The organism is Paraburkholderia sp. Ac-20340 (assembly GCF_017104965.1).
GTDB lineage: Bacteria > Pseudomonadota > Gammaproteobacteria > Burkholderiales > Burkholderiaceae > Paraburkholderia.
Genome location: NZ_JAAGPR010000007.1, coordinates 91033 through 112620, shown reverse-complemented (window position 1 = coordinate 112620; position 21588 = coordinate 91033). Strand labels below are relative to the sequence as shown.

Here is a 21588-nt window from a genome sequence, read left to right as displayed (position 1 = left end):
ATTGACGCTCCAGATTCAGGATAGGCCTCGGTTCAGGACATTCTGCTAACGGTCTTTAGAAGAGATGAAAAATCATCAGGCTACGAGCGCAACATACATCGTCGTGGGTGGCGGAACTACCGGCTGTATTGTGGCGTCGCGTCTTTCGGAGGACCCGTCAGCGACGGTCATCCTGATTGAAGAGGGGCCACGTGATTCAAGCCCTTACATCCGATTTCCCGGAACGTATTACAAGACTGCGCAGGGCGGCTTGCTCAAGCGCTATCGGTGGGAGCCGACGCCGGGCTACGAGCGTGAAGAGAACGACACAATGGTGCAAGCGAGCGTTCTCGGTGGTGGCAGTTCAGTGAACGGCATGGTCTACGTGCGTGGGAATCCTGCGGACTATGACAACTGGGAGGCAGCGGGCGCACGAGGTTGGTCGTACAGAGATGTGCTTCCGTATTTTCGACGTGCTGAGAGCAACAGCGACTTCGCCAATGAGCAGCACGGCATAGATGGTCCCGTTGGTATTAGCTTTCCTGCTAGCGTTCACCCGTTAACAAGGAAGTGGCTTCAGGCTTGTCAACAGTCTGGATTGCAATATGTGCCCGATTTCAATGGGGGCGTCCAGGACGGCTGCGGACTCTACCAGGTTGCAGTTAAGGGCGGCTATCGCTCAAGTTCGGCGAGTGCCTATTTGCGGCCGGCAGAAAAGCGCGGGAATCTCTCCGTGCTTGTGGGTGCCAAGGTACTCAAGATTCTGGTGGAGAAGCAGCGCGCGATTGGGGTTGAGTATGTCATCGCGGGCGAGACAAAGTGCGTCTATGCCGACAATGAAGTCATTGTTTCCTCAGGGACTATCAACACGCCAAAGCTCTTGATGCTGTCGGGTATTGGTCATGCAGCATTGCTTGAGCGACATGGAATCAAGATGCACGCCAACCTGCCAGGTGTAGGAAGGAATTTTCAGGACCATCTGGAGATGTCGCTCGTCTACCAGATGAAATCCGGTTCAGACAGTTACGACAAGTTCAAGAAGTTGCATTGGAAAGCCTGGGCGGCATTTCAATATGCTGTTGCCCGCAGTGGTCCTATTGCGTCAAACCTCATTGAAGGCGGGGCGTTTTGCCGGGGGACTCAAACAGGCCTGCCGCCAGACCTCCAATACTTTTTTATCGTCGGCGCAGGCGTAGAAGAGGGGACTGAAAGCGTACCTGGCGGGACAGGATGTACTCTGAACTTTGAACATGTGCAGCCGCATTCTCGCGGAGAGGTGTCATTGTTTAGTGCGAATCCGTCTGTGCCACCACGAATTGTGCCTAACTACATGGTTGAACAGCACGACGTCGACCGGTTGACCGAAGGGTTTCTCATCGGGCAAGAAATTATGGGCCAGGCTGCGATACGACCATATATTGAACGGGAACATTACCCCGGTAGGCAATTCGAGAATCGGACTCAGCTTGGTGAGTATCTTCGAAGGAATGCACGAGCGGCGCTTCACCCAGTTGGGACGTGCCGCATGGGTAGCGATTCGCTGAGCGTTGTCGACCCTGAACTTAGGGTGCGAGGAATTGATGGTCTTCGCATTGCAGATGCTTCCGTTATGCCGCGTATTCCGTCTGGCAACACGAACGCAGCCTGCACGATGATTGGTGAGAAGGCATCCGACATCATCCGTGGAAGGCGCCTGGCCGTGCAGGACATCGAACTCGCTGCGGGACAGGTGTAGTCAACGTAGTCAGTTGCGGTGTGCTTGACGAAGCCACCGCGGAACTTTGGAGTTCAACGGTGACATTCGATAACAACCGAATCACATTTAATACCACCGCCGCTAAGCACTCGACGCTGGTCATGGAACTTGATATTGCGCGCAGCGCCGGGTACACAGCGGTCGAAATAACGCAGGACAAAGTCTGTAGCTATCTTGACGCGGGCTACTCAGCTGATGACCTCCGCGGCGTACTTGATGGCTTTGTTGTCCATGGGATTGGGGCCCTCGTTGATATCGAACGACAGGGCAGTGCGGAGAAGGAGCTTTTCCGAGAGGCGGACAAATTGTTCACACTTGCCTCCGCAATCTGCGCGAAGGGTGTTCAGATTGTTTCTGGACCACTAGATGTCCAAGCTGTTCTGGATTTCAAAGAAAAGGGGTATTCGAAGCGCTACACAGGCCTGCTCCAGCATCACCAGGATGACCAAGTCAAGCTAACTGCGAAGAATCTGACCGCAATTGCCGACCGCGCGCGGGAGTACGGTTTGACCGTCTACCTTGAAGCACTCTCATGGGCGCCACTCAACTCACTTGCTGAACAGGTCGACGTCGTGCGGCGAGTCGGTCGCGAGAATCTGAAGCTCGTTATCGACTTCTGGCACTGCTACACATCAGGGGCAACGCCCGAAGACCTTTCGAAGGTCGAGCGCGAGCACATCTATGGCGTGCACGTGTGCGACTCTCTGCCTTATGAAGGAGGTGTTCCAGTGGAGACCGTTTTGCGCAACGTGCCGACGGGAAGTGGCGTGTTGAATTTGCGCGATTGGACTGACGCGGTGAAGGCAACGGGATTTAGAGGCTGGTGGTGCAGTGAAACTTTCTGCAAGAAGCAGCAGCAAAGCAATAGCTATACCATTGCAAAGGATATGAAGCGGCAGTTGGAGACGCTGGTCTTCAGCTGAAGAAATAGAGAAGCCCGTGGTACCGACACACGGGCTTAGTTTCACGCAGGCACTGGCTCACCGAGAATCCGGTGGGAGCGAGCTCCACACCTCGTTAGTGTGTGACGGTCAGGTCGCGTTGAATTGTGCGATGGTAGTGTCATAGACGTGCTTCGCACGTACGTCAACGGGTGCCTTGCGGAGGAAGTCAGAAAGAATTTCGACTCCCCAATATTTCTGATGGAATCCAGTCTTTTTCACCGCAGAAATGAAGGATGGACAATCGAGCTTTCCTTCGCCGCACGCCAAGCGGTGATACGTTGAGTCATTCATCAGCGTACCGATTGGGCTCGCATTAGCGTCGTTGAGTTCGATACCCTTGATAAGGTTGGCCGGAACTGCCGCAACTTCGTCGTAGGTAGTGCCGCTGCGGATGACATGCCAGATATCAATGACGAGGCCTCCGTTTTCCTGGCTGGCACCCTTTACGATTGGCAGTGCGTCTGCAAGGCCCGAGACCTTGCAAAATGGCATAAATTCAAGTCCAACAGTCGCGTTGATGGCGGCGAAGTCCTGGCAGAGCTTGGCGAATTCGTCAGCCATCTGACTGTGATTCGTCGGGGTGGCATCAAGGTGACTCACGCCGACTTTCAGATTGCACATCCCGAGTTCGCCACCAAAATCAAGAAACTCTCTGCGTGCACGGTCAGAGGCTTCGCGACGCCCGTCGGTCGTGTACCAATCCATTAGGATTTCGAGCTCAAAGAACTCGAGGCCGTTGTCCTTGAGGATACGTCGAACTCCAGCCGTGCCGTACTTCTGTACGCTGTACCTGCAATCGTCCAGGCTCAGGCCGATTCCTTTCCAGCCAGCCTTGGAGGCTGCTTCAGCTCGCACTTGGAGGCTGTCTGGGCTAATCCACTCGGCGTCGTCGGGGTGCGTTTCGCCTGCAATGGTCCAAAATGCTGCGAGCAAATTTGTGTCTTTACCGTTCATTTCACTATAGCCTTACATGATAATAGGGTCGTCTTGTCAGCAGCGAGCGCGTATGTGTGTTCTACGCTAATGCTGCTTTGCGTCATTCGGTGCGGAGCGGGCCTAAGAGTCGTTCACGGATGTCTCCGGCCTTCGTTACTCGAAACCCAAATGCAGCGGAGTTTTCCATTGAGCGCGAACTGTATGGAGCGAAAGGGGGGCGCTGAGACTATTCCTCCATCTTCCCGATATCGAGGCCGAAGCGGCTGAGGGTAACTGCCTCAACATCCAGTGGATACTTGCATGTGAGATACGCAGTCAGGGAAAGAACCGCCGCAGCAATTAGAAACCGTCTCATGTCTCGTATGAGGATAGTACTGGTTTTGCCATTGCGGCCGCTGCGGATGTCATATCGCCGGTTCGCACCTAGTTAGGGAAAGTATTTGGCTTCAAAATTTCGACGGCAATTTCGCAACGTAGTCGGGTAGTGACGCACTGTGGCGCAGGCAAATTGAATCGGCTTAGGGGAGGCCTCAGTTGTGGTCGAAGATTTTGGCCGTGGAGAATAGCGCGTCCTTCTGCATACGTCTGCGAAGGATTGCGAAGTTGATTACAGAGTTTCGACGGGAGAGACTCTTTTTCATCTTGCTGCAGTTTCGCGCGACCTGGGAGAAGAGAGATGGGTACCTGGCCTCTTGGTGGCAACTTATCCTGCTATGCGTTGTTCAGGGCGCTTGCTTCCGACAATGCCCTCAGCGTAATCGCATTGATGCTTACAGCGGGGATGCTTCTCGCTGTGGCTGCCATTTGGCTTTGGTGCCGGCGCGGAGTCGACAGGAAAACGGAAGCGAATTCTGAATCCGTTGTGACGCCGGGACCGGCGGATGCGGAGCGTAATGGGGTACTGGATGGAGCAGACGTCCATAGCGTGGGCCACTATTATCGCTGGCCTACGCGATTTTAGCCTTCTCCGCCCCAAATAATGCTCGAATTGTCTCCGGCCATGTATTCGCGAACTTCTAGCGGGAGTGATGAGTCACTAGGCAAAAGGACCGTCGCACTGCGCAGATGCTTCTTCTGGATTTTTCCCTTGTCGCAGAAGCTAAACACGAGCCTGGTCGAAAACGGCTGGCGATAGGAAGACGACGCCACGCCCGACACAAGGCCGTACAAGAAACGGATGGGACGACGGTGCTGGGGTGTCAATATAGAAAACGTAAGCTCGTTTTGCTGCTGCCCCTCGAAGTCGACCATGAAGATTCGGTCTCCGATGAGGAAACAAAATCCATAGTACGTGAACGAGTAGCCCGTCTTCCCGCTCCCATCGAGCAGTGGAAATCGCTCGACGGTAACGTGCTGGATTGTCGACTCTGCCTCGTAGAGGCATGTAACAGACCGCAGAATTCGTCCTTTGTAAATTGACGAGTTGTGGTACCGATAGTAAACGCCTAGGTAATCGCGCAGAGGCTCGACCGATGCCTTCGCGAACGGCAGAAAGGTTGCGAATTGCGAGGACGAGCGCAACCCCATGGGCAACTCACTCTCGAAACCCTCATAAAATTGCTTGAAGTCGGCCGGCTGACGGTAGAGGTCAGGCACCTCCATCATGAAGTGGCGCGCTATTTTTTGAAGCACCTTGTGCGAAGGTGCGTGCTGGCCGGCAAGGTACTTGTTGAACTGCTGCCGGTTAATGTCGAGGCTACGGCACAGACCGGCAACCGAACTACATGACTCGACCAGTAGCACGAGGTTCTTTTGGAGGTTGATGCGGTCTTGCGGTCTATCCATATACTTGGCGGAGATTCAAGGGTGGTGGGCGCCTTCACAGACCTGCGGCGTTCGCACCCTAACTTACCCAATCATTGCGAGCACCGCAAGATGCTCGCATATATAGGGTCAAAAGATGAGTTGAGGGGCTACGTTGTGGGCCTTCAGCGGATGAAGACGCGTGTTCCACCGCCGGCATGACTGCGAAGCGCTGCTTCGACAAATCTCATCCCCTCCACGCCATCATTGACATCCGTGAGCAACGTGCTTGCTGCGGGGACGGCGCTGTTTTCGAGCTTTGCTGCGATTTGCAATGCTGCGTCACGATAAAGCTGGGCGAATGCCTCGAAGAATCCTTCCGGGTGGCCGGCGGGAAAACGCGCCGCATGGTCTGCGGCAGGACTATGGGCACGTCCCTTGGTCAATCGGATAGTGTTCCCGTTGAGCGGCGTATGCCAGAGAAAATCCGGATGCTCCTGGTCGAAGGCTATGGAGCCGTTGGTCCCATAGACGCGAAGGCGGAGCGCGTTTCCCTCGCCTGCTGCAATCTGGCTCGCGATGAGGTTGCCGCGTGCGCCTGAGGCGTAGAAGAGCGTGGCCTGCACGTGGTCGTCAACTCGACGTCCCGGCACCATGGACGCGACGTCAGCCGACAATTCGTCGGGCAGCATTCCGGTGACAAAGCTCGCTAGGTGATAGGCATGAGTGCCAATGTCGCCAAGGCAACCACCTGCTCCCGTGCGGCTGGGGTCCGTGCGCCATTCGGCTTGCTTGTTTCCGCGCAGCTCGACCGGTTCCGTCAGCCAATCTTGAACGTATTCGACGGCGATAAAGCGCACATCGCCGAGTTCTCCTGCTGCCACAAGGTCCTTGGCATATCGGACCATCGGATAGCCCGAATACGTGTACGTAACGCCGAGAAGTCTGCCTTCGCGTTTCGCCAGGTCGCGCAAGTCGATAGCTTCCGCCAACGACAGTGCAAGTGGCTTGTCACACATGACGTGTATGCCGGCTTCCAGGAACGCCTTTGCAACAGGGGCGTGGAGGTGATTCGGGGTGACGATGGCGACTACGTCGATACCATCAGGACGCTTTGCCTCCGCGGCTGCCATCGCGCGGTAGTCCGTATAGACGCGCTCTGGGTCGAGGAAGAGGGCGCGGCCACTCTCTTGAGCTCTCTTCTCATCCGACGACAACGCCCCAGCAACGAACTCATAGCAGTCATCGAGTCGGGCGGCGAGCCGATGCACCCATCCGATGTAGCCACCTTGGCCACCGCCTACCATCCCGAGTCGCAGTCGACGATTCATTTGAGTCCCCAGTTGTAGGAATAGAAGTTTGCCCGCAAGGCTGCAGCCGAAGCCGGGCGAGAAAGATGTCCTGGAGCACGAGCAGTTGGCCGGCATTGAAGCGGCAGGCAGGCAACTAAGCGCCGACAGAATCGACGCCCTCGATAAGGCTTGCTGTTTGGCGTTGTCACTCAGGGACGACAACGACGCGATTCTCTGTGTCAAAGAACCGCGCAGTAGACGAACGTCCGATGCGGCGCAAACAATCCGTTTGCAGAAACATTCAGCAAACCAAGCAACGCAAACTGGAGCAAGGTGCGGAACAGACCAGTCCGTCCCGCACCTTTGTTCAGTGCCCGTTAGAAGCCGCGGCCTTCGACGTACTTGTCGCGGAGGTCGCCGAGGTAGGCCGGAACGGTGATGTCCCACCAGCCGGTCGGGTGCATGTTGCTGTACGGACGCTCAATCGAACAGATTGCCTCAACAACGTACGGCTTGCCCGACTGAATCGCGCGCTGCAGAGCGGCGCCGATTTGGCGGGGGTCGTCGACGCGCTCGCCTTCTGCGCCGAGCGACTTCGCGAAGTTCGCGATGTGCGCCGACCACGGCGAGCCATCCGGCGTCTTGAAGCCAGTGATAATTTCACGGTCTTCGCCGAACATGTTGAGCTGCAGGTTGCGGATGGCACCCCAGCCGCCGTTGTTGATGATGAGGAACACCGCGGGGATGCCCATCATCACAGCGGTCGCCAGTTCTTGACCCGTTTGCAGGAACGCGCCGTCGCCACAGACCGCGACTACCGGCTGATTCGGCGCGCCCAGCTTTGCGCCAATCGCGGCAGGCAGTGCGAAGCCAATGCCCGAGAAGCCGCCCGGCGTGATGTGCTGCTTTGCGCCGTAGACAGGGAATTCGTTGAATACCTGGTTCTGCGGGTTGCTCGAATCGGTCACGACGATGGTGTTGCGCGGCAGGACCTTGCGAGCCTCGAACAGAACTTGCGAGACCGTCATCGGCGAGTGATTGCATTCGCGCAGCGGGCGCAGATGCTCAAGCCATTGCGCCTTCAGTTCCTGCAGGCGGCGGAACTGCGGCGCGTTCTGGTAGTCGCGCGGCTTTGCGAGGTCGCGCATTTCATCGAGCAGCGCGGAGAGGATAGCCTTCGCGTCGCCGACGATGCCGACTTCCGCCGGGTAGTTCTTGCCGATTTCGAAGCCGTCGATGTCTACCTGAATGAGCTTGGTCTTCGGGATGTCGAAGGTGACGCCCGGACGGTACGACGAAGTGATACGGTCGCTGAAACGACAGCCGACTGACAGGATAACGTCGGCTTCACGGGTCATTGCGTTACCCGGGATGGAGCCGAGGTCCCCGCAGGGCCATGCATACAGCGGATGGTCTTCAGCGATGGAGCCCTTGCCCATGAACGACGTCGTGACCGCTGCGCCAACGTATTCAGCGATGGCGACGAGCAATTCAGTCGCTTCGGCCGCAATTACGCCGCCGCCGGCGAGGATGACCGGGCGCTCTGCGGAGAGCAGGAGCTTTGCCGCTTTGCTGATGTCGACCGGGTCGCCGTGAAGGCGGCCATGCGAACGATGGGTCTGCGACTCCGGCAGCTCGACGAGCGCCGCCTCAGCCTGCAAGTCTTGCGGCAGGTTGATGAGCGCCGGGCCGCGACGGCCCTCGAGCATGACGTTGAACGCCTGCGTCATTACGCCCGGGATTTGTGCAACATGGCTCGGCTGCCACCAGCGCTTCACGACCGGCTCTGCCATGCGGGGGAAGTTATCGCCGTGCGGGCGGTCGATTTCTTGCAGGACGCCCTTGCCGGTCATGTACGTGTGGACGCCGCCGGTAATAAGCAGTTGCGGAATCGAGTCAGCGAATGCCGTTGCCACGCCCGTGAGCGTGTTCGTTGCGCCTGGGCCAATCGACGAGCACACGGCTGCGATTTGGCCGGTCGCGCGGTAGTAGCCGTCGGCCATGTGCGACGCACCTTGTTCGTGCATCGCCGGGACGAGCGTGATTTCGTTCTGACGGTCCACGAATGCGTCGAGAAGCGCGGTGTTGCCGTGACCCGGGATGCCGAACGTGTAGGGCACCTTTTCGCGGACGAGATACTCGACGACGATTTGACCGCCGGTCATTTCCTTCTTTTCAGCCATTGAATTGCTCCTTTGCATGGCAACTTGATACAAATGCGCGCGTTTCCGCGACACGGTTTATGTTTTCTATTTATTGGCTATACAACGTATGGTTGGCCAACTCCGCACGACTCCTGAATCGGTCGTGTTAAGCGGCGTGTTGCGAAAACGTGCGAAAGTCCTCTTTCAACATATGGTCTGCTGCCCGTAACGCTTGCGCTACGATTGTCAGCGCAGGGTTAACTGCAGCTGAAGACGGCATGAACGACGCGTCTACAACGAAAAGATTCTCGTGCTCATGACTGCGGCAATACGGGTCAATGGCACTCGTCGTCGGGTCGACGCCGAATTTGACAGTACCGCACTGATGAGACGTCGAATGGCGAATCAGCGGCTTCACCAGGACGATGGGATATCCCGACTTCTTCAGCAGAGACGTCAACTTGTCAACGAGGCGATGGTGCGGCTTGAGATTGTTCCGTTTGATTGCGAGTTGAATCTTCCCGTCCCGCAGAACGATGCGGTTCTCTGGGTCAGGGAGGTCCTCGGAGAACGCAATCCAGTCCATGCTGTGGCGAGCCATCGTTGACCCAACGGCCTTTGGAAGGAAAGGGACGTTGGCTGAGAGCATGCCGCCCTGCAACTTGCCGAGCATCTGCGCGTGGCCGAGGGGGAAACGATAGTTGCCGTCACCAAAGTAATACTGGTTGAGCGCAAGCGTCTTCTGGAAGACCGTATCGTTTGTCTCGAAAGACAAGCCCATCAGCGCGGTTTGGTTGTGGGCCATGTAGTTGCGGCCAACCACGCCCGAGCGATTTGCGACGCCTTGGGGCGCGGTATCGGTTGCAGAACGCAGCAACAGGGCTGCGCTATTGATTGCGCCGCATGCGACAACCACAACTCCCGCACGTAGAACCTCATTTCGGCCATTGCGCGTCACCTCTACACCGTCAACGCGCTTGCCGTCGGCAGATAGCAGAAGCCGTTGAACATAGCAATGCGTGGCGATTTCGACGCGGCCAGTCTGAAGAGCGGGCGTTATGAGGCTGGTTTCAGCATCGTTCTTAGCGCCCAACTTGCACGGAAAGCCGTCGCAAGTTTTACACCGAATGCAACGTCCCTTCGGGCCAAAGTCAATTGCCTCGGGGAGTGCCGATGTACTCGCTCCGAGTTGACGCATCGTGTCTGCCATCCGCTGCACCAAAGGCTCGGAGACGAGCTTCGGCGACGGGTAAGGCTGGCTGCGCCACGGGGCACTGGGGTCACCGCTGTCGTCGCCGTGGACGTCGAAGATAGATTCAGCTTCGCAGTAATACGGCTCGATATCCGAGTAGCTAATCGGCCACGCTGGAGAGACACCTTCTTCGTGCTCCAGGACGCCAAAGTCCTCTTCGCGGAAGCGAATCATGCTGCCGCCATAGAACTTCGTACAGCCACCAACGTTGTAGTAGATGTTGGGTCGGAACTCGTGGCCAGTGCCATCAAGCCAACTGTCGTGCGCGGTGTACTTCTTCTGGTGGAAGACCGACGCAACGCTCCAGTTGTCATCTTCACGGGTCACCCAGTCGCCCCGCTCAAGGACCAGGACGTTAACCCCGTTTTCGGCCAAGCGGCGAGCTACGGTGCCTCCTCCGACTCCACTGCCGATTACGATAACGTCGTGATGTTTTTGCATGGTGACTTTAGGTATGTGGGGTTAGCGCTCCGCGAACTGTCTCGGTCGTTCGCTGTTCAAGCAGATGTCGCAAGTATTTGCGTCCAATTAAATCCGCTCAATTTCGCAACCACATCCAATCTGACGCAAAGTGACGCAGAAGAGGCTAATGGTTTAGCCTAAGTGCATTTCCAACCCTCTGCAAACGTCTTGCCCCTCAATGGAGTGCGTCAGTGTGTGTGTGTCTGGGCACGATGCTGGAGGCCAGGCAGACGGCTACAAGGAGAGCTGATAAGAGCCCGAAGGCTGCAGGCAGGCCGACGCCGTGGGCGATAAAGCCGATTGCGGCGGGGCCTGTCAAAGTTCCCGCATATCCGAGCGTTGCTGTTGCTGCTATGGCATGTTCCTTGGACATGGATTTGTCGGCACCGGCCGCTGAGTACAGAATCGGAACGACATTGGCGCAACCCAAGCCCATCAACGCGAAGCCAAAAATGGCGAGGTATGGGTCTGAAGCAAGGACAGCCAGAGCAATACCTGCGGCGCCAAGTGCGCTACCCAGTCTTACTACGCGGCGGGCTCCCAGCTTCGCCGCTATCCAGTCACCTGTGAGCCTCGCTGCCGTCATCGTGGCTGCGAAGACAGCATATCCAATGCCCGCCTTTGTCTCGGGCATTGCTTTAGACGTAGACAGGAGGAGCGCACTCCAGTCGAGCATCGCACCCTCAACTACCAGCAACATAAGGCACATGCAGCCGAGGAGGAGCACCCTTCCTCTGGGTAGGGTGAGCGAAGAGCGGTGTGCTTGGTTCCGGTCGCTGAGGAAGCGCCTACCAAAGATGAGAAGAGTTATGACCAGTGTTGATGCGGCTGCAATAGCCGTGGCAGACGGCGTGACGCCGGAAGAAAGTGCCACGGCTGCACCGCTTGACCCGGCGAAGCCTCCGACACTATAGAGCGCGTGGAAGCCTGACATCATGCGCCGGCTCGAATGTTGTTCGACAGCGACCGCGTGAATATTCATCGCGACTTCTAACGTCCCGATGGCAGCGCCGAAAATAGCGAGTACGAACCCGGTTACATAGAGTCCATCGACCGACCCGAGAAGACCAAGCATAGCGGCAACCAACACCATCGAAAAGCTGATGACGCGTTGGCAGCCGAATCTGGAGACGATATTCCCAGAGCCGAGCATTGCGAGAACAGAGCCGATGCCGAGACACAGGAGCAGGACGCCCAATGTCGCGTCATCAATGCCTAGCCGACTTTTTACAAATGGAACTAGCGGCGCCCATGAGGCAACTGCGAGGCCGGCAGCGAAGAAGGCAGCTCTCGTCGCGTGTTGATGCCAGACGGTCACAGCTGGATGGGATTTGGCGAAGCTGCAAGATGTCATCGACTAGCGGTCCTGTGTAGGATGAATCGTGAGATTTGGCTGACTGGCATCGAGTCAAATCCGTTGCCCGGTGGCAGCGAAACGCCTGATAGGTCTCGCGTATAGGAGTTTCGTGTGCGGTCAGCGTCAAGAATTCACGAATGCTACTCGACGTCAGTGTGCCAATGCAAATGATACGGTGTACTACATTTATAATGAAATTGGTTTGCCACATGCGGAAATAACCGCATGTGGCAATCGCGAAGAGCCTTAGAACGAATGGCGGATTCCAGCCACCGTAAGCACCTGGTAGTTCGCGCCGGAGTTGACGTCATAGGAGCCGATTACAGCTTGCGCGGGGCCTGCTCCATTCTGGCCGCTGGCATGCTGATATGCCGCGATGGCGTACAGGTCGGTCCGCTTGCTCAGGAAATAGTCGACGCCCAGTGCGACTTGATGATATGTCGCGGACGAGTCTCCCGTGGACTTCGTGTAGTTATAGCCAATCGTCGTTTGAAAGACCGGCGAGATTTGCCAAGTCGCGTATACCGAACCGTTTTGGAACTTTTGGGAATCGGTGAACGTCGAGTGGCCGTCCGGCGAATATTTGGAATAGCTGTACGCTGCCCCCACGGTCACCTGGTCAATCACATAGTGGCCACCGATACGCGCAATGTCGACAGCGTGAGCGGACGCATAAGCGGCGTTGACCGCACTGTTGAACAAGGAGTCTGCCGCGGTCGTACCGCGTGTGGAAAGGGTAGCGTTGCCGTTATCGATATGGATGTAGCCACCTGCAATCGAGAGCGGGCCGCGGTTGTACGAGGCGGCGCCCGAGTAGACCTGACCGGACCCTGTAGCACCGGCGATACCACCGAATGAGTACATTGCCTCAAGCGTTACGCCGCTCCAGTTCGGGCTAACCCACTTAACGGCATTGTCGAACCGCGCGCTGCTGTCATAGTTGTCGACGTCACCAGGCGTCGCGAAGATGCCCGAGAAAGAGTCCGCAGTAAGCGGTTGAAGAAGGTCTGAAATCGGGTCGTACTGCCGGCCGAGGGTTACAGCACCCCAAGTTGTCGGGGATGCGAGTCCAACCCACGCTTGGCGACCAAACAGGCGACCGTTCTGGTGCATTTGACCTGAGGCGATGTCGAAACCGTTTTCTACTTGAAAGTTTGCTGCCAGCCCGCCCCCGAGGTCCTCGGTCCCTTTCAGGCCCCATTCGTTTTCCGAGATGTTGCCGGTAGACATCTTCCACTGCGCACTATGACCTCCGCTGTTGTGGATATAGGCAAAGCCTGCATCCAGAATGCCGTAAAGCGTGACGCTACTTTGAGCGTGCGCATTAACACAGAATACGAGCCCGCACGCAGCGGACAGCGCGGAAAGTTTCTTCATGTCTGCTTCCTGTTTTCTAAAAAATTTAATTAGTTTGTATAACTAAGGGGATGGTCTTGAAGAAAGCTACGCAGCACTGCGTTCGACGCTCGTTGCGTGTCCAGAAGTGTTGGCAACCATAATTCCTGGCTCAATTTCGCAGCAGTAAAAATTGCCTTCGCACACTGACGCAGCGCGTGCGTCACTCAGAAGCGCCATGGCGCGAAGCTATGCGAAGGACCGCGGAATGGAAAGAGACAGTTTTTGGACGCAACATTGTCAAAGTTGCGAGCAGGTGTCCTGTTGGTCGCCGATAGCGTGCCTTCCAGCGGAGACTCCTACCGTTTCAAAGCTCGATGAGTTCAAAACGAAACGGGCGCAGAGCAGACTTAATTGACCCGCGTGGCAAGGGTCGTAGATGCAACCAGGAGACGTGATGCAGGCAGGAAGGGGCGGAGATAAGGGGGCGAGACGCTCAGTAGGTAGCTATGACTACGTTATCGTTGGTGCCGGAACGGCGGGGTGTGTCCTTGCAAACCGGCTATCCGAGGACGCTGACGTCTCAGTTTTGCTTCTTGAAGCCGGTGGTGTTGATGACTATCACTGGATACACGTGCCGGTCGGCTATCTCTATTGCATCGGAAATCCGCGGACAGACTGGTGCATGAAGACCGAGGCGCAGGCCGGCCTCAACGGTCGCGCGCTTTCTTATCCGCGTGGCCGGGTCCTCGGAGGCTGCTCGTCCATCAATGGGATGATTTACATGAGGGGGCAGCGCGAGGACTATGACGAGTGGGCCAGGCTGACTGGTGACTCGACGTGGAACTGGGACGCAGTACTGCCGGTCTTCCGTGATAGCGAGGACTATCACGGTGGTGCCAATGACGCACATGGCCGAGGTGGCCCGTGGCGTGTCGAGAAGCAGCGGTTGAAGTGGGAAATTCTTGAAGAGTTTTCACGCGCTGCGCAAGAAACAGGAATCCCCTTTACCAACGACTTCAACCGCGGCAACAACGCAGGTGTCGGTTACTTTGACGTCAACCAGAGGAGCGGTGTCCGCTGGAATGCTTCCAAAGCATTTCTGCGCCCAGCAATGAAGCGTCCGAACCTTACCGTCATAACCGGAGCCATGACGCAGCGCCTTAGCTTTGATGGCAAACGCTGTAACGGCGTGCACTTTCAGGTCAATGGCGAGGACGTGTGCGCGACCGCAAAGCTTGAAGTCGTCGTTAGTGCTGGCGCCGTAAATTCGCCGAAGCTTTTGGAGCTCTCCGGAGTCGGTAACGCCGCGCTTCTTAAGGGTTTCGGTGTAGATGTCGTGAACCATCTTGCGGGGGTCGGAGAGAATCTCCAGGACCACTTGCAACTGCGTATGGCTTACCGGGTCTCCGGGACGAAGACGCTCAATACGCTAAGTGCACATTGGTGGGGAAAGCTCGCGATTGGCATGGAGTACGTCTTCAAGCGTAGCGGGCCGATGGCGATGGCACCATCTCAACTGGGTGTATTCGCGAACAGTGGCACGGACGGCCTCGACGCGCGCCCGGATATTCAGTACCACGTCCAACCGCTGTCACTCGAGAAGTTCGGTGAGCCCTTGCATCCCTTTGACGCTTTTACAGCGTCAGTTTGCCAGTTGCGGCCTACCTCACGTGGGACGATTCACGTCAAATCGCGCGATGCCTCCGTCGCGCCCTCTATCGCTCCTAACTATCTGTCGACAGACTATGACAAGACGGTCGCGGTGAATGCACTTCGGTACACCCGTCATATCGTGTCGGCTCGTGCTCTCAAGAAGTATGAGCCTAAAGAGATTCTTCCCGGCCAGGAATACCAGACCGACGAGGAACTTGTGCGCGCGGCAGGAAACGTTGGCACCACGATTTTCCATCCGGTGGGCACGTGCAGGATGGGGAAAAAGGGAGATGTTGATGCTGTCGTAGACTCGCGCCTGCGCGTCTTCGGGGTAGAGGGGTTGCGCGTTGTCGACGCATCAATTATGCCGACAATCACCTCCGGAAACACCAATTCACCAACGGTGATGATTGCCGAGAATGCAAGTCGCATGATTAAGCAGGACAGAAGGGCAGGCACCGCTTCCACTATTGTTGAGCTGCCCGTAAGCAAAACAACCGCTTGAGGGTACTCCAGGCCAACTCGTCGCGACTAGCTCCAGTTGTACCATGCGTGAGGCCTTTCCTAGCCTCTTGGCGCAGGGCTTCGGCCCTGCTTTTTTTTGAGCTGAGCGCTTAGCGGCTCCGGCCACTTAAAGGCTCTGTGGCTTCTTCGAAGGCAGTACGTCGGGGAGATGACTATGCCTCGACAAGGTCTGCAACGAACTCTGTCCCGCATTCCTCGCTGCGCTGAGCCGATAGACAAGCCTCGACAATCGACAGGTTTGGCAGCCCGATGGCTGCTTTAGGATGACCCGGCTTGTACATTCTGTGCCCGCAGGATGGCTGAGCACAGAGTGCAGGCGGCTTGGGAGAGCTTGCGGTCGTTTGGGTGCGCACTAGGCAGTCGCTGTTTCGACGCGGAAGGTGCTGATGGCGGTGCTAAGTTGCGCGCCTTGTACTTCAAGTGACTTCGACGCGTTTGCGGCATCGTGAACAAGGGCAGCGTTTTGCTGGGTGGCAGCGTCCATATGCGATACAGCAGCATTGATTTGACTGATACCGCGACTTTGCTCTTCCGAGGCAGCCGCAATCTCGCCCATCAAGTTGCTAACTTGATTGACAGCTTTCGTCACCTCGAGCATCGCAAGCTCGGCTTGCTGAGCTAGCACCGAACCGTCCTCGATGCGCGCCACCGAGCTGCCGATGACTTCGGTGATTTCCTTTGCAGCGGTGGATGACCGCTGTGCAAGGCTTCGGACCTCGCTGGCGACCACGGCGAAACCACGTCCTTGCTCGCCAGCGCGCGCCGCTTCGACGGCGGCGTTTAGCGCCAGGATGTTGGTCTGAAAGGCAATGCCCTCGATGATTCCCGTGATTTCTGCGATTCTGTTCGAACCCGTGTGGATGGCTTGAATCGCGCCTATGACCTGACCGACGACGGCGTTACCGCGGGCGGCAGTTTCCGAGGCGTTGGCCGCTAGGATGCTAGCCTGGTGAGCATTTTCAGCGTTCAATTTCACGGTCGAGGTCAGCTCTTCCATAGTGGCTGCAGTCTCTTCTAGCGATGCGGCTTGCTGCTCTGTGCGTGCATTGAGCTCGGCGTTCCCTGTTGCAATTTCTGCAGTGCCATCAGCGATTCTGGTCGCTACTCCGTGTACGTTAGAAATCAATCGGACCAGACTCGCCTGCATGTAGCTAATCGACGCGAGGATGCTGCCAGACGGCGCATCGGATGCACTCGCAACTGGCCGCAAGTCACCATCGGCCACTCGCTGGGTGACCTCTCGGAGCAGGTCAGGTTCTGCCCCGAGAGCTCGTGTTAGGCCTCGAGTAATCAAGAGCCCTGCAATGATTGCTGAGAGAACGGAGACGACACAGATTCCGATGAGAAGGAGTCGCTGACGCGCGAAGCTCTCGGATGCGTTAGCAATTAGCGCGTTAGCCCGCGCTTGCGTAAAGTCGTCGTATGCGTTTGTCGCGTTTGTCAGCGAGACGAGAAGCGGGTAGCCCTGCCTCCCCATCAGCAGGATGGCGTCGGCATTGTCGAAGTTGTCCATTGCCTTAATCACTCTCATGGCAATCGGTGCATATTGGGCCTCAACGCCAGCGATGTCCGCAACGAGGGCGTCCGCTTTTGCATCGTTGTCGCTATGCATGCCAACTTCGTCCTGAAGTTGCTTGAGCTTTGCGTGCACATCGTCGTTAGCTCTTAGAGCGTCTGCTTTTCTTGCGTCGACCTCCGCTCCGGAGTTCGAAAGTAGCATCTCTTGGCTTGCGATGGCGCGCCGGTCTACCGCCGCCCGCACATCTTGTGCAAGCCTCGCGCGAGTGTTGATGCCGCTGACATAGTTCTCGAACCTCGAGTTCGCCGTGACGAGCGACGACAGTGCGGTTCCTGAAACAATTAGTACGAGGAAAGTCAGCGAGCCGAACGCAAACACTAGCTTCTGGCGCACTGTCATTGTCGAAGTTGTCACGCTGTCTCCTTTGGTGTTCTCTTAAGAAAGTGCCTTCGTGTTTTGAATTGGGCTTGGCCACGTGCTTCGGCTTGGATGCTGGCCAGTCAGACTGGTGGGCGCCGGCGCAAAGCGGGAGTTGCCCGTGTTCGCCACGTGTGCGACACGGTTCTAGCAAGCGAGAGATTGCATCCGCGAGCCGTTGGTCCCAATTCGGGTGACTAAGCTTCCGTGTACAAAAAGACGCGCTCAATTTCGCAAGCGTCTTAAAAACGACGCACTGCGACGCGCGTATTCCATTGCACCTGTGCGAGAGCGAGGCAGTGTCATTGTGGTGCGCTGCGCAATTGAGCAGCCCAAAAAGGTTAACGACTATTCGGCGGTTGCCGGAGGTTTACCGCCACCTAACCATGATGGTCAGCAAAGTCAGGCGAGAGGCACTCCCTATGAGGCGTTCGAGCGCCTCCTACGGGTTTGTCCTATTCGCACTTCGTCCGCTGGGCTTTCCGGGCGAGGGATTGCAGGTCGAAAGGGGCAGTCCATTGCTGGTGCGCCTTTGCGTCGGAAATGAAAGCGACCTCGGGGACTGCTGCAGCAACCAGCAAAACACCATGCGTCAGATTGCGTCAGGTTTAGCGGGGTTGCGAAATTGAGACCTGCATTTTGGATGCTGAAACTGCGTTCACGTTGAACCGATTTCCCAAGCAAAGGCCTTCAAGGGACCGCCCGTTCTAAGGCCCAGGGGCTACGTTCGCATCATTCCACTCTGTTAAGCGGGACCAGCGCAATGGCATCGATAAAGTTCGAGCACGTCTACAAGACGTTCGGCGAAACCAACGTGGTATCGGACCTCAACCTGGATGTCGAGGACGGCGAGTTTCTCGTATTCGTCGGACCATCGGGTTGTGGCAAATCAACGACCCTGCGCATGCTGGCCGGACTCGAAAACCCGACGGACGGTCGCATCTGGATTGGGAACAAGGATGTTACGGCCCTGCCTCCCGGCCGCCGCGATATTGCAATGGTGTTCCAGAGCTATGCGCTTTATCCGCACATGTCGATTTACAAGAACCTCGCCTTCGGGATGGAGGTGCGTAAGTCGAAGCCTGCGGAAATCCAGAGGCGCATACACGAGGTTGCCACAATGTTGAAGCTCGAGAACCTGCTTACGCGCAGCCCAGCTGAGCTTTCCGGTGGCCAACGTCAACGCGTTGCACTGGGCCGAGCGATGATTCGCGAGCCAAGGCTCTTCTTGCTTGACGAGCCGCTCTCCAACCTCGATGCCGCATTGCGCACTCACATGCGCAGTGAAATCTCGGACCTGCAACGACGGCTCGGCACGACGATGGTGTATGTCACGCACGACCAGGTTGAGGCGATGTCTATGGGCCACCGTATCGCAGTGTTTTCGGGTGGCAACCTCCTCCAGATTGACACGCCGGAGCGCCTTTATCGGCGTCCCGTGGACCGCTATGTTGCAACGTTTATCGGCTCCCCGCGAATGAACATTGCGTCCAGCGAAATCAGCCTCGGGTCCTCGGACGCCGACTGCCACGCTCTTGGCGCGAAGTTCCGCTTGCCGCCGGCTCAGCGCTCCGAATTCAACGGTTCCGCGCCATCGAATATCGAAGTTGGTATCCGCCCGGACGACCTCCATTGGGTCAAGGATGCGCCGGCGCGATGCGAGGTGCGCACTTCGGGCGTGGTCGAAGCAATTGAGACCACTGGGTCGGAGAATTTCGTGCGTGTCTCAATCAACGGGACTGCCGTGGATGCTCGATTCCCGAGTTTTTCTCCCGTGGGTATCGGCGAGCGAGTCGAGCTCGTTTTCGACCCCGCAGACCTTCACTACTTCGACGCCAATACCGGCAAGAGCCTCCGGCACTGAGGCGGGGTGGAACGTAGCTTCATTTCAACAATAGACACTAGGAGTCCAGCAATGCGTTGTTTTCCTCGTAAGAGCAGGAAGTTGGTCGCAGTAGCGTCCGCCATGTTGACCGCAGGGTCGTTGCTCTGCAGCGTTGCCCATGCGGATACCGTAGTCAAGCTCGCTTACGGTTCTGAGTACGTGATGGTCACGCCGGAGCTCACGAAGAAGTTCTGGGGTGACATCAAGACTGACTTTGAAAAGTCGCATCCTGGTGTCACGGTACAGCTTGTGCCGATTCCTGGTGGCTTCGACGACATCGTGACGAAGGTCAGCATGTCCTACGGGAACTCCAGCGCGGCTCCTGACGTCGCGCAGTTGCCGGCTCAAGAGATGGCGCAGTGGGCCGCGAGCGGGTACCTCATGCCGCTCAACCAGTATGTCGCCAACGCAGCCTGGTGGAAGGATGTTCCGGACGCGGTTAAGCAGGAAGCCACGACCGGCAAGGACGTCATTGGTATCAGCCAAGGCGTAAACACGTCCGGCTTGCTGTATGACCGTCAAATCTTCTCGAAGGCGGGCCTTCCGGCTGACTGGAAGCCCAAGAACTGGCAAGACGTCTTCGATGCAGCACGCAAGATTAAGAAGAGCGACCCCAGTGTCTGGCCGTTGTGGGCGATTACGGGGCCGGCTGGTGGCTCGTCAGCGCTCGTGTTGGGTGCCGCTAACCTCTTGATGGCGTCGAGTGACCCGACGATTAAGGACGCGTCCGGCAAGTGGGCAGTGGATACCAAGGGCATCCGCGAAGTCTTGAACTTCTATCGTCAAGCATCGGCTGAAGGGCTGCTCGCACCATCGTCGCTGCTTCTGAACGCGAACTCTCCGGCACTCGCAACGCCCGAGTTTCCGAAGCATCACATTGGCATTGCGCTGGTGGGCAACTACGTCCCCGCGGCATGGAGCAAATCCATGTGCGCCCCTTGCTGGCCTGACGCGCCAAAGTATGTGAGCTTCGCTCCGCTTCCGACTGTTACTGGCGGTGGCGTTGGGTATGCGAGTGCTTTCGGCGGCTGGGACCTGTCTATTTACAAGAAGTCTGCCCATCCCGATTTGGCTTGGCAACTGATTCAGCTGATTGTTGGCAAGCAGAATATTGTTAAGGGTGCTAACTGGACGGGCTTCGTACCGCCGCAAAAGACGTACTGGACTGACAAGGAATACACCGAACTCGCGCCGCCGTATCAGGAAGAATTCGGCAAGCTGCTTGCGGTGGCGAAGAGTGTACCCGCTGACCCGGACTATCCGGTCTGGGCGCATGCGTTCGAAGCGGCGACCGAGGCGCTCGTGCTCAAGCCGAAAATGAGCGTGGATGATGCAGTTCGTATGATGAAGAATGAACTGTCGAACCAACTCGGTGCAGACAAGTTGATGGCCGCACGATAGTTGATGTAGTTTGCTGGCCGCCGCTCCCGGGCGGCCAGCGGATGTTCTGGAGAGTTTTTAGAATGAATCAGACTACGTTCCGCCCTGTTAGTCTAGTTTTGCTGGCGCCAGCGGCTATTCTGCTGCTTTCGTTTTTCGCGCTGCCTGTCGTCTATGCAATCTACCTCGGATTCACCAACCTGCAGTTAATTGGACCGCACGCCGTCAACTACTGGTTCACGGGGCTGCAGAATGTTCGAACTCTTCTAGATGATGACGTCTTTTCGAGTTCGCTTTGGCAAACCGTTGTGTTTGTAGTTGGGTCTGGCGCGTTTGGCTCGACTGTCCTTGGGCTCGTGATGGCCCTGCTCATGCAAAAGGCGAGCGGCACCGTGAGCAGAGCGGTGTCCGGGCTGGCAATTCTCGCGTGGAACCTGCCACCTATCACCATTGCGGTCATCTGGTATGCGGCAACCACGAGTGGCGGCACCTTTCCGCGCATCTTGGGTGACGCCAACCACGACCTCCTTTACACCTACCCGATGCTAGTGGTGTCGATTGCGAACGTCTGGTCGCTTGCTGGCCTGTCGATGATTATGTTTTCTGCTGCTCTCAGAAGCATCCCGACCGAGATGGTGGAGGCGGCCATTCTCGAAAACGCGAGTGCCGCTCAGCGACTGTTCCGGCTCACTTTGCCAATGCTCAAGCCGACGATTCTGATGTCGTCGCTCCTGATGACGCTCCTGACGTTCGCGAATTTTACGCTCGTCTATCTGATGACCGGTGGCGGCCCCGACAACCAGACCAACATTCTGCCTATCTATTCTTACTTGCAGGGCTTCAAGTTCCATCGCTTGGGCTACAGCGCACTTCTCGGAAACGTTATTGTGCTGCTCTCTTCGGCGTTGGGTGTGGCTTTTGTACTCATCGCTCGCCAATATCGTCCTGGGCAAGTTCGAAAGAGCAAGCTGAAGACCATTCCCGCTTAACCGGTTGAAAACGCATC

At 56.9% G+C, this 21588-nt stretch carries 14 protein-coding genes; 6 read left to right on the top strand and 8 right to left on the bottom strand.

All coding sequences use genetic code 11. The features are described 5' to 3' along the window. The first annotated feature begins 64 nt into the window (after positions 1 to 64). The gene (locus tag G3N59_RS11665) at positions 65 to 1714 is read left to right on the top strand and encodes a GMC family oxidoreductase N-terminal domain-containing protein (protein ID WP_205982765.1); all 1650 of its coding nucleotides are present in this window, start codon (positions 65 to 67) and stop codon (positions 1712 to 1714) included. 59 nt (positions 1715 to 1773) lie between these two features. Further along, on the top strand, positions 1774 to 2658 hold the full coding sequence (locus G3N59_RS11660) for a sugar phosphate isomerase/epimerase family protein (protein ID WP_346777876.1): 885 nt from the start codon (positions 1774 to 1776) through the stop codon (positions 2656 to 2658). Positions 2659 to 2766: 108 nt separating this feature from the next. On the opposite strand, the gene G3N59_RS11655 is transcribed toward G3N59_RS11660, so the two are convergent. The 7 genes from G3N59_RS11655 to G3N59_RS11625 all read right to left on the bottom strand — a co-directional run bounded on the left by G3N59_RS11655 (position 2767) and on the right by G3N59_RS11625 (position 13242). Next, positions 2767 to 3633, bottom strand: coding sequence for a sugar phosphate isomerase/epimerase (locus G3N59_RS11655; RefSeq protein ID WP_205982764.1), 867 nt, complete (start codon positions 3631 to 3633; stop codon positions 2767 to 2769). A gap of 939 nt (positions 3634 to 4572) precedes the next feature. Then, the gene (locus tag G3N59_RS11650) at positions 4573 to 5400 is read right to left on the bottom strand and encodes an XRE family transcriptional regulator (protein WP_205982763.1); all 828 of its coding nucleotides are present in this window, start codon (positions 5398 to 5400) and stop codon (positions 4573 to 4575) included. 143 nt (positions 5401 to 5543) lie between these two features. Next, complete coding sequence (locus tag G3N59_RS11645) at positions 5544 to 6689, bottom strand: Gfo/Idh/MocA family oxidoreductase (protein WP_241023381.1); 1146 nt, start codon at positions 6687 to 6689, stop codon at positions 5544 to 5546. A 338-nt stretch (positions 6690 to 7027) separates the two neighbouring features. Further along, on the bottom strand, positions 7028 to 8833 hold the full coding sequence (locus G3N59_RS11640; RefSeq protein WP_205982762.1) for a thiamine pyrophosphate-binding protein: 1806 nt from the start codon (positions 8831 to 8833) through the stop codon (positions 7028 to 7030). A gap of 127 nt (positions 8834 to 8960) precedes the next feature. Continuing rightward, entirely contained in the window at positions 8961 to 10487 is a 1527-nt protein-coding gene (locus G3N59_RS11635) for a GMC family oxidoreductase (RefSeq protein WP_205982761.1), read from the bottom strand. A gap of 196 nt (positions 10488 to 10683) precedes the next feature. Then, complete coding sequence (locus tag G3N59_RS11630; RefSeq protein WP_205982760.1) at positions 10684 to 11862, bottom strand: MFS transporter; 1179 nt, start codon at positions 11860 to 11862, stop codon at positions 10684 to 10686. A gap of 249 nt (positions 11863 to 12111) precedes the next feature. Next, positions 12112 to 13242: a porin gene (locus tag G3N59_RS11625; RefSeq protein WP_205982759.1), complete on the bottom strand. Its 1131-nt coding sequence runs from the start codon at positions 13240 to 13242 to the stop codon at positions 12112 to 12114. A 415-nt stretch (positions 13243 to 13657) separates the two neighbouring features. On the opposite strand from G3N59_RS11625, the gene G3N59_RS11620 reads away from it, so the two are divergent. Beyond that, positions 13658 to 15361 carry a GMC family oxidoreductase N-terminal domain-containing protein gene (locus G3N59_RS11620; protein WP_205982951.1) on the top strand — a complete coding sequence of 568 codons (1704 nt, stop codon included), beginning with the start codon at positions 13658 to 13660 and terminating at the stop codon, positions 15359 to 15361. Between the two features lie 372 nt (positions 15362 to 15733). Here the strand turns inward: G3N59_RS11620 and G3N59_RS37295 are convergent, their stop codons facing one another. Continuing rightward, complete coding sequence (locus G3N59_RS37295) at positions 15734 to 17314, bottom strand: methyl-accepting chemotaxis protein (protein WP_346777875.1); 1581 nt, start codon at positions 17312 to 17314, stop codon at positions 15734 to 15736. Between the two features lie 766 nt (positions 17315 to 18080). Between G3N59_RS37295 and G3N59_RS11610 the strand changes: the two genes are divergently transcribed. The 3 genes from G3N59_RS11610 to G3N59_RS11600 all read left to right on the top strand — a co-directional run bounded on the left by G3N59_RS11610 (position 18081) and on the right by G3N59_RS11600 (position 21571). Next, positions 18081 to 19181: an ABC transporter ATP-binding protein gene (locus tag G3N59_RS11610; protein WP_205982758.1), complete on the top strand. Its 1101-nt coding sequence runs from the start codon at positions 18081 to 18083 to the stop codon at positions 19179 to 19181. A 102-nt stretch (positions 19182 to 19283) separates the two neighbouring features. Continuing rightward, positions 19284 to 20603: an extracellular solute-binding protein gene (locus G3N59_RS11605; RefSeq protein ID WP_205982757.1), complete on the top strand. Its 1320-nt coding sequence runs from the start codon at positions 19284 to 19286 to the stop codon at positions 20601 to 20603. A 62-nt stretch (positions 20604 to 20665) separates the two neighbouring features. Then, positions 20666 to 21571 (top strand): sugar ABC transporter permease, encoded by a 906-nt coding sequence (locus tag G3N59_RS11600; protein ID WP_205982756.1) that lies wholly within the window; start codon positions 20666 to 20668, stop codon positions 21569 to 21571. Positions 21572 to 21588: the final 17 nt, after the last annotated feature.

Bases quoted from the DNA above. Each gene is read 5' to 3' on its own strand.
- G3N59_RS11665 (WP_205982765.1), top strand. From the start codon at position 65: ATGAAAAATCATCAGGCTACGAGCGCAACATACATCGTCGTGGGTGGC.
- G3N59_RS11655 (WP_205982764.1), bottom strand. From the start codon at position 3,633: ATGAACGGTAAAGACACAAATTTGCTCGCAGCATTTTGGACCATTGCA.
- G3N59_RS11650 (WP_205982763.1), bottom strand. From the start codon at position 5,400: ATGGATAGACCGCAAGACCGCATCAACCTCCAAAAGAACCTCGTGCTA.
- G3N59_RS11645 (WP_241023381.1), bottom strand. From the start codon at position 6,689: ATGAATCGTCGACTGCGACTCGGGATGGTAGGCGGTGGCCAAGGTGGC.
- G3N59_RS11640 (WP_205982762.1), bottom strand. From the start codon at position 8,833: ATGGCTGAAAAGAAGGAAATGACCGGCGGTCAAATCGTCGTCGAGTAT.
- G3N59_RS11635 (WP_205982761.1), bottom strand. From the start codon at position 10,487: ATGCAAAAACATCACGACGTTATCGTAATCGGCAGTGGAGTCGGAGGA.
- G3N59_RS11630 (WP_205982760.1), bottom strand. From the start codon at position 11,862: ATGACATCTTGCAGCTTCGCCAAATCCCATCCAGCTGTGACCGTCTGG.
- G3N59_RS11625 (WP_205982759.1), bottom strand. From the start codon at position 13,242: ATGAAGAAACTTTCCGCGCTGTCCGCTGCGTGCGGGCTCGTATTCTGT.
- G3N59_RS11620 (WP_205982951.1), top strand. From the start codon at position 13,658: ATGCAGGCAGGAAGGGGCGGAGATAAGGGGGCGAGACGCTCAGTAGGT.
- G3N59_RS11610 (WP_205982758.1), top strand. From the start codon at position 18,081: ATGGCATCGATAAAGTTCGAGCACGTCTACAAGACGTTCGGCGAAACC.
- G3N59_RS11605 (WP_205982757.1), top strand. From the start codon at position 19,284: ATGTTGACCGCAGGGTCGTTGCTCTGCAGCGTTGCCCATGCGGATACC.
- G3N59_RS11600 (WP_205982756.1), top strand. From the start codon at position 20,666: ATGAATCAGACTACGTTCCGCCCTGTTAGTCTAGTTTTGCTGGCGCCA.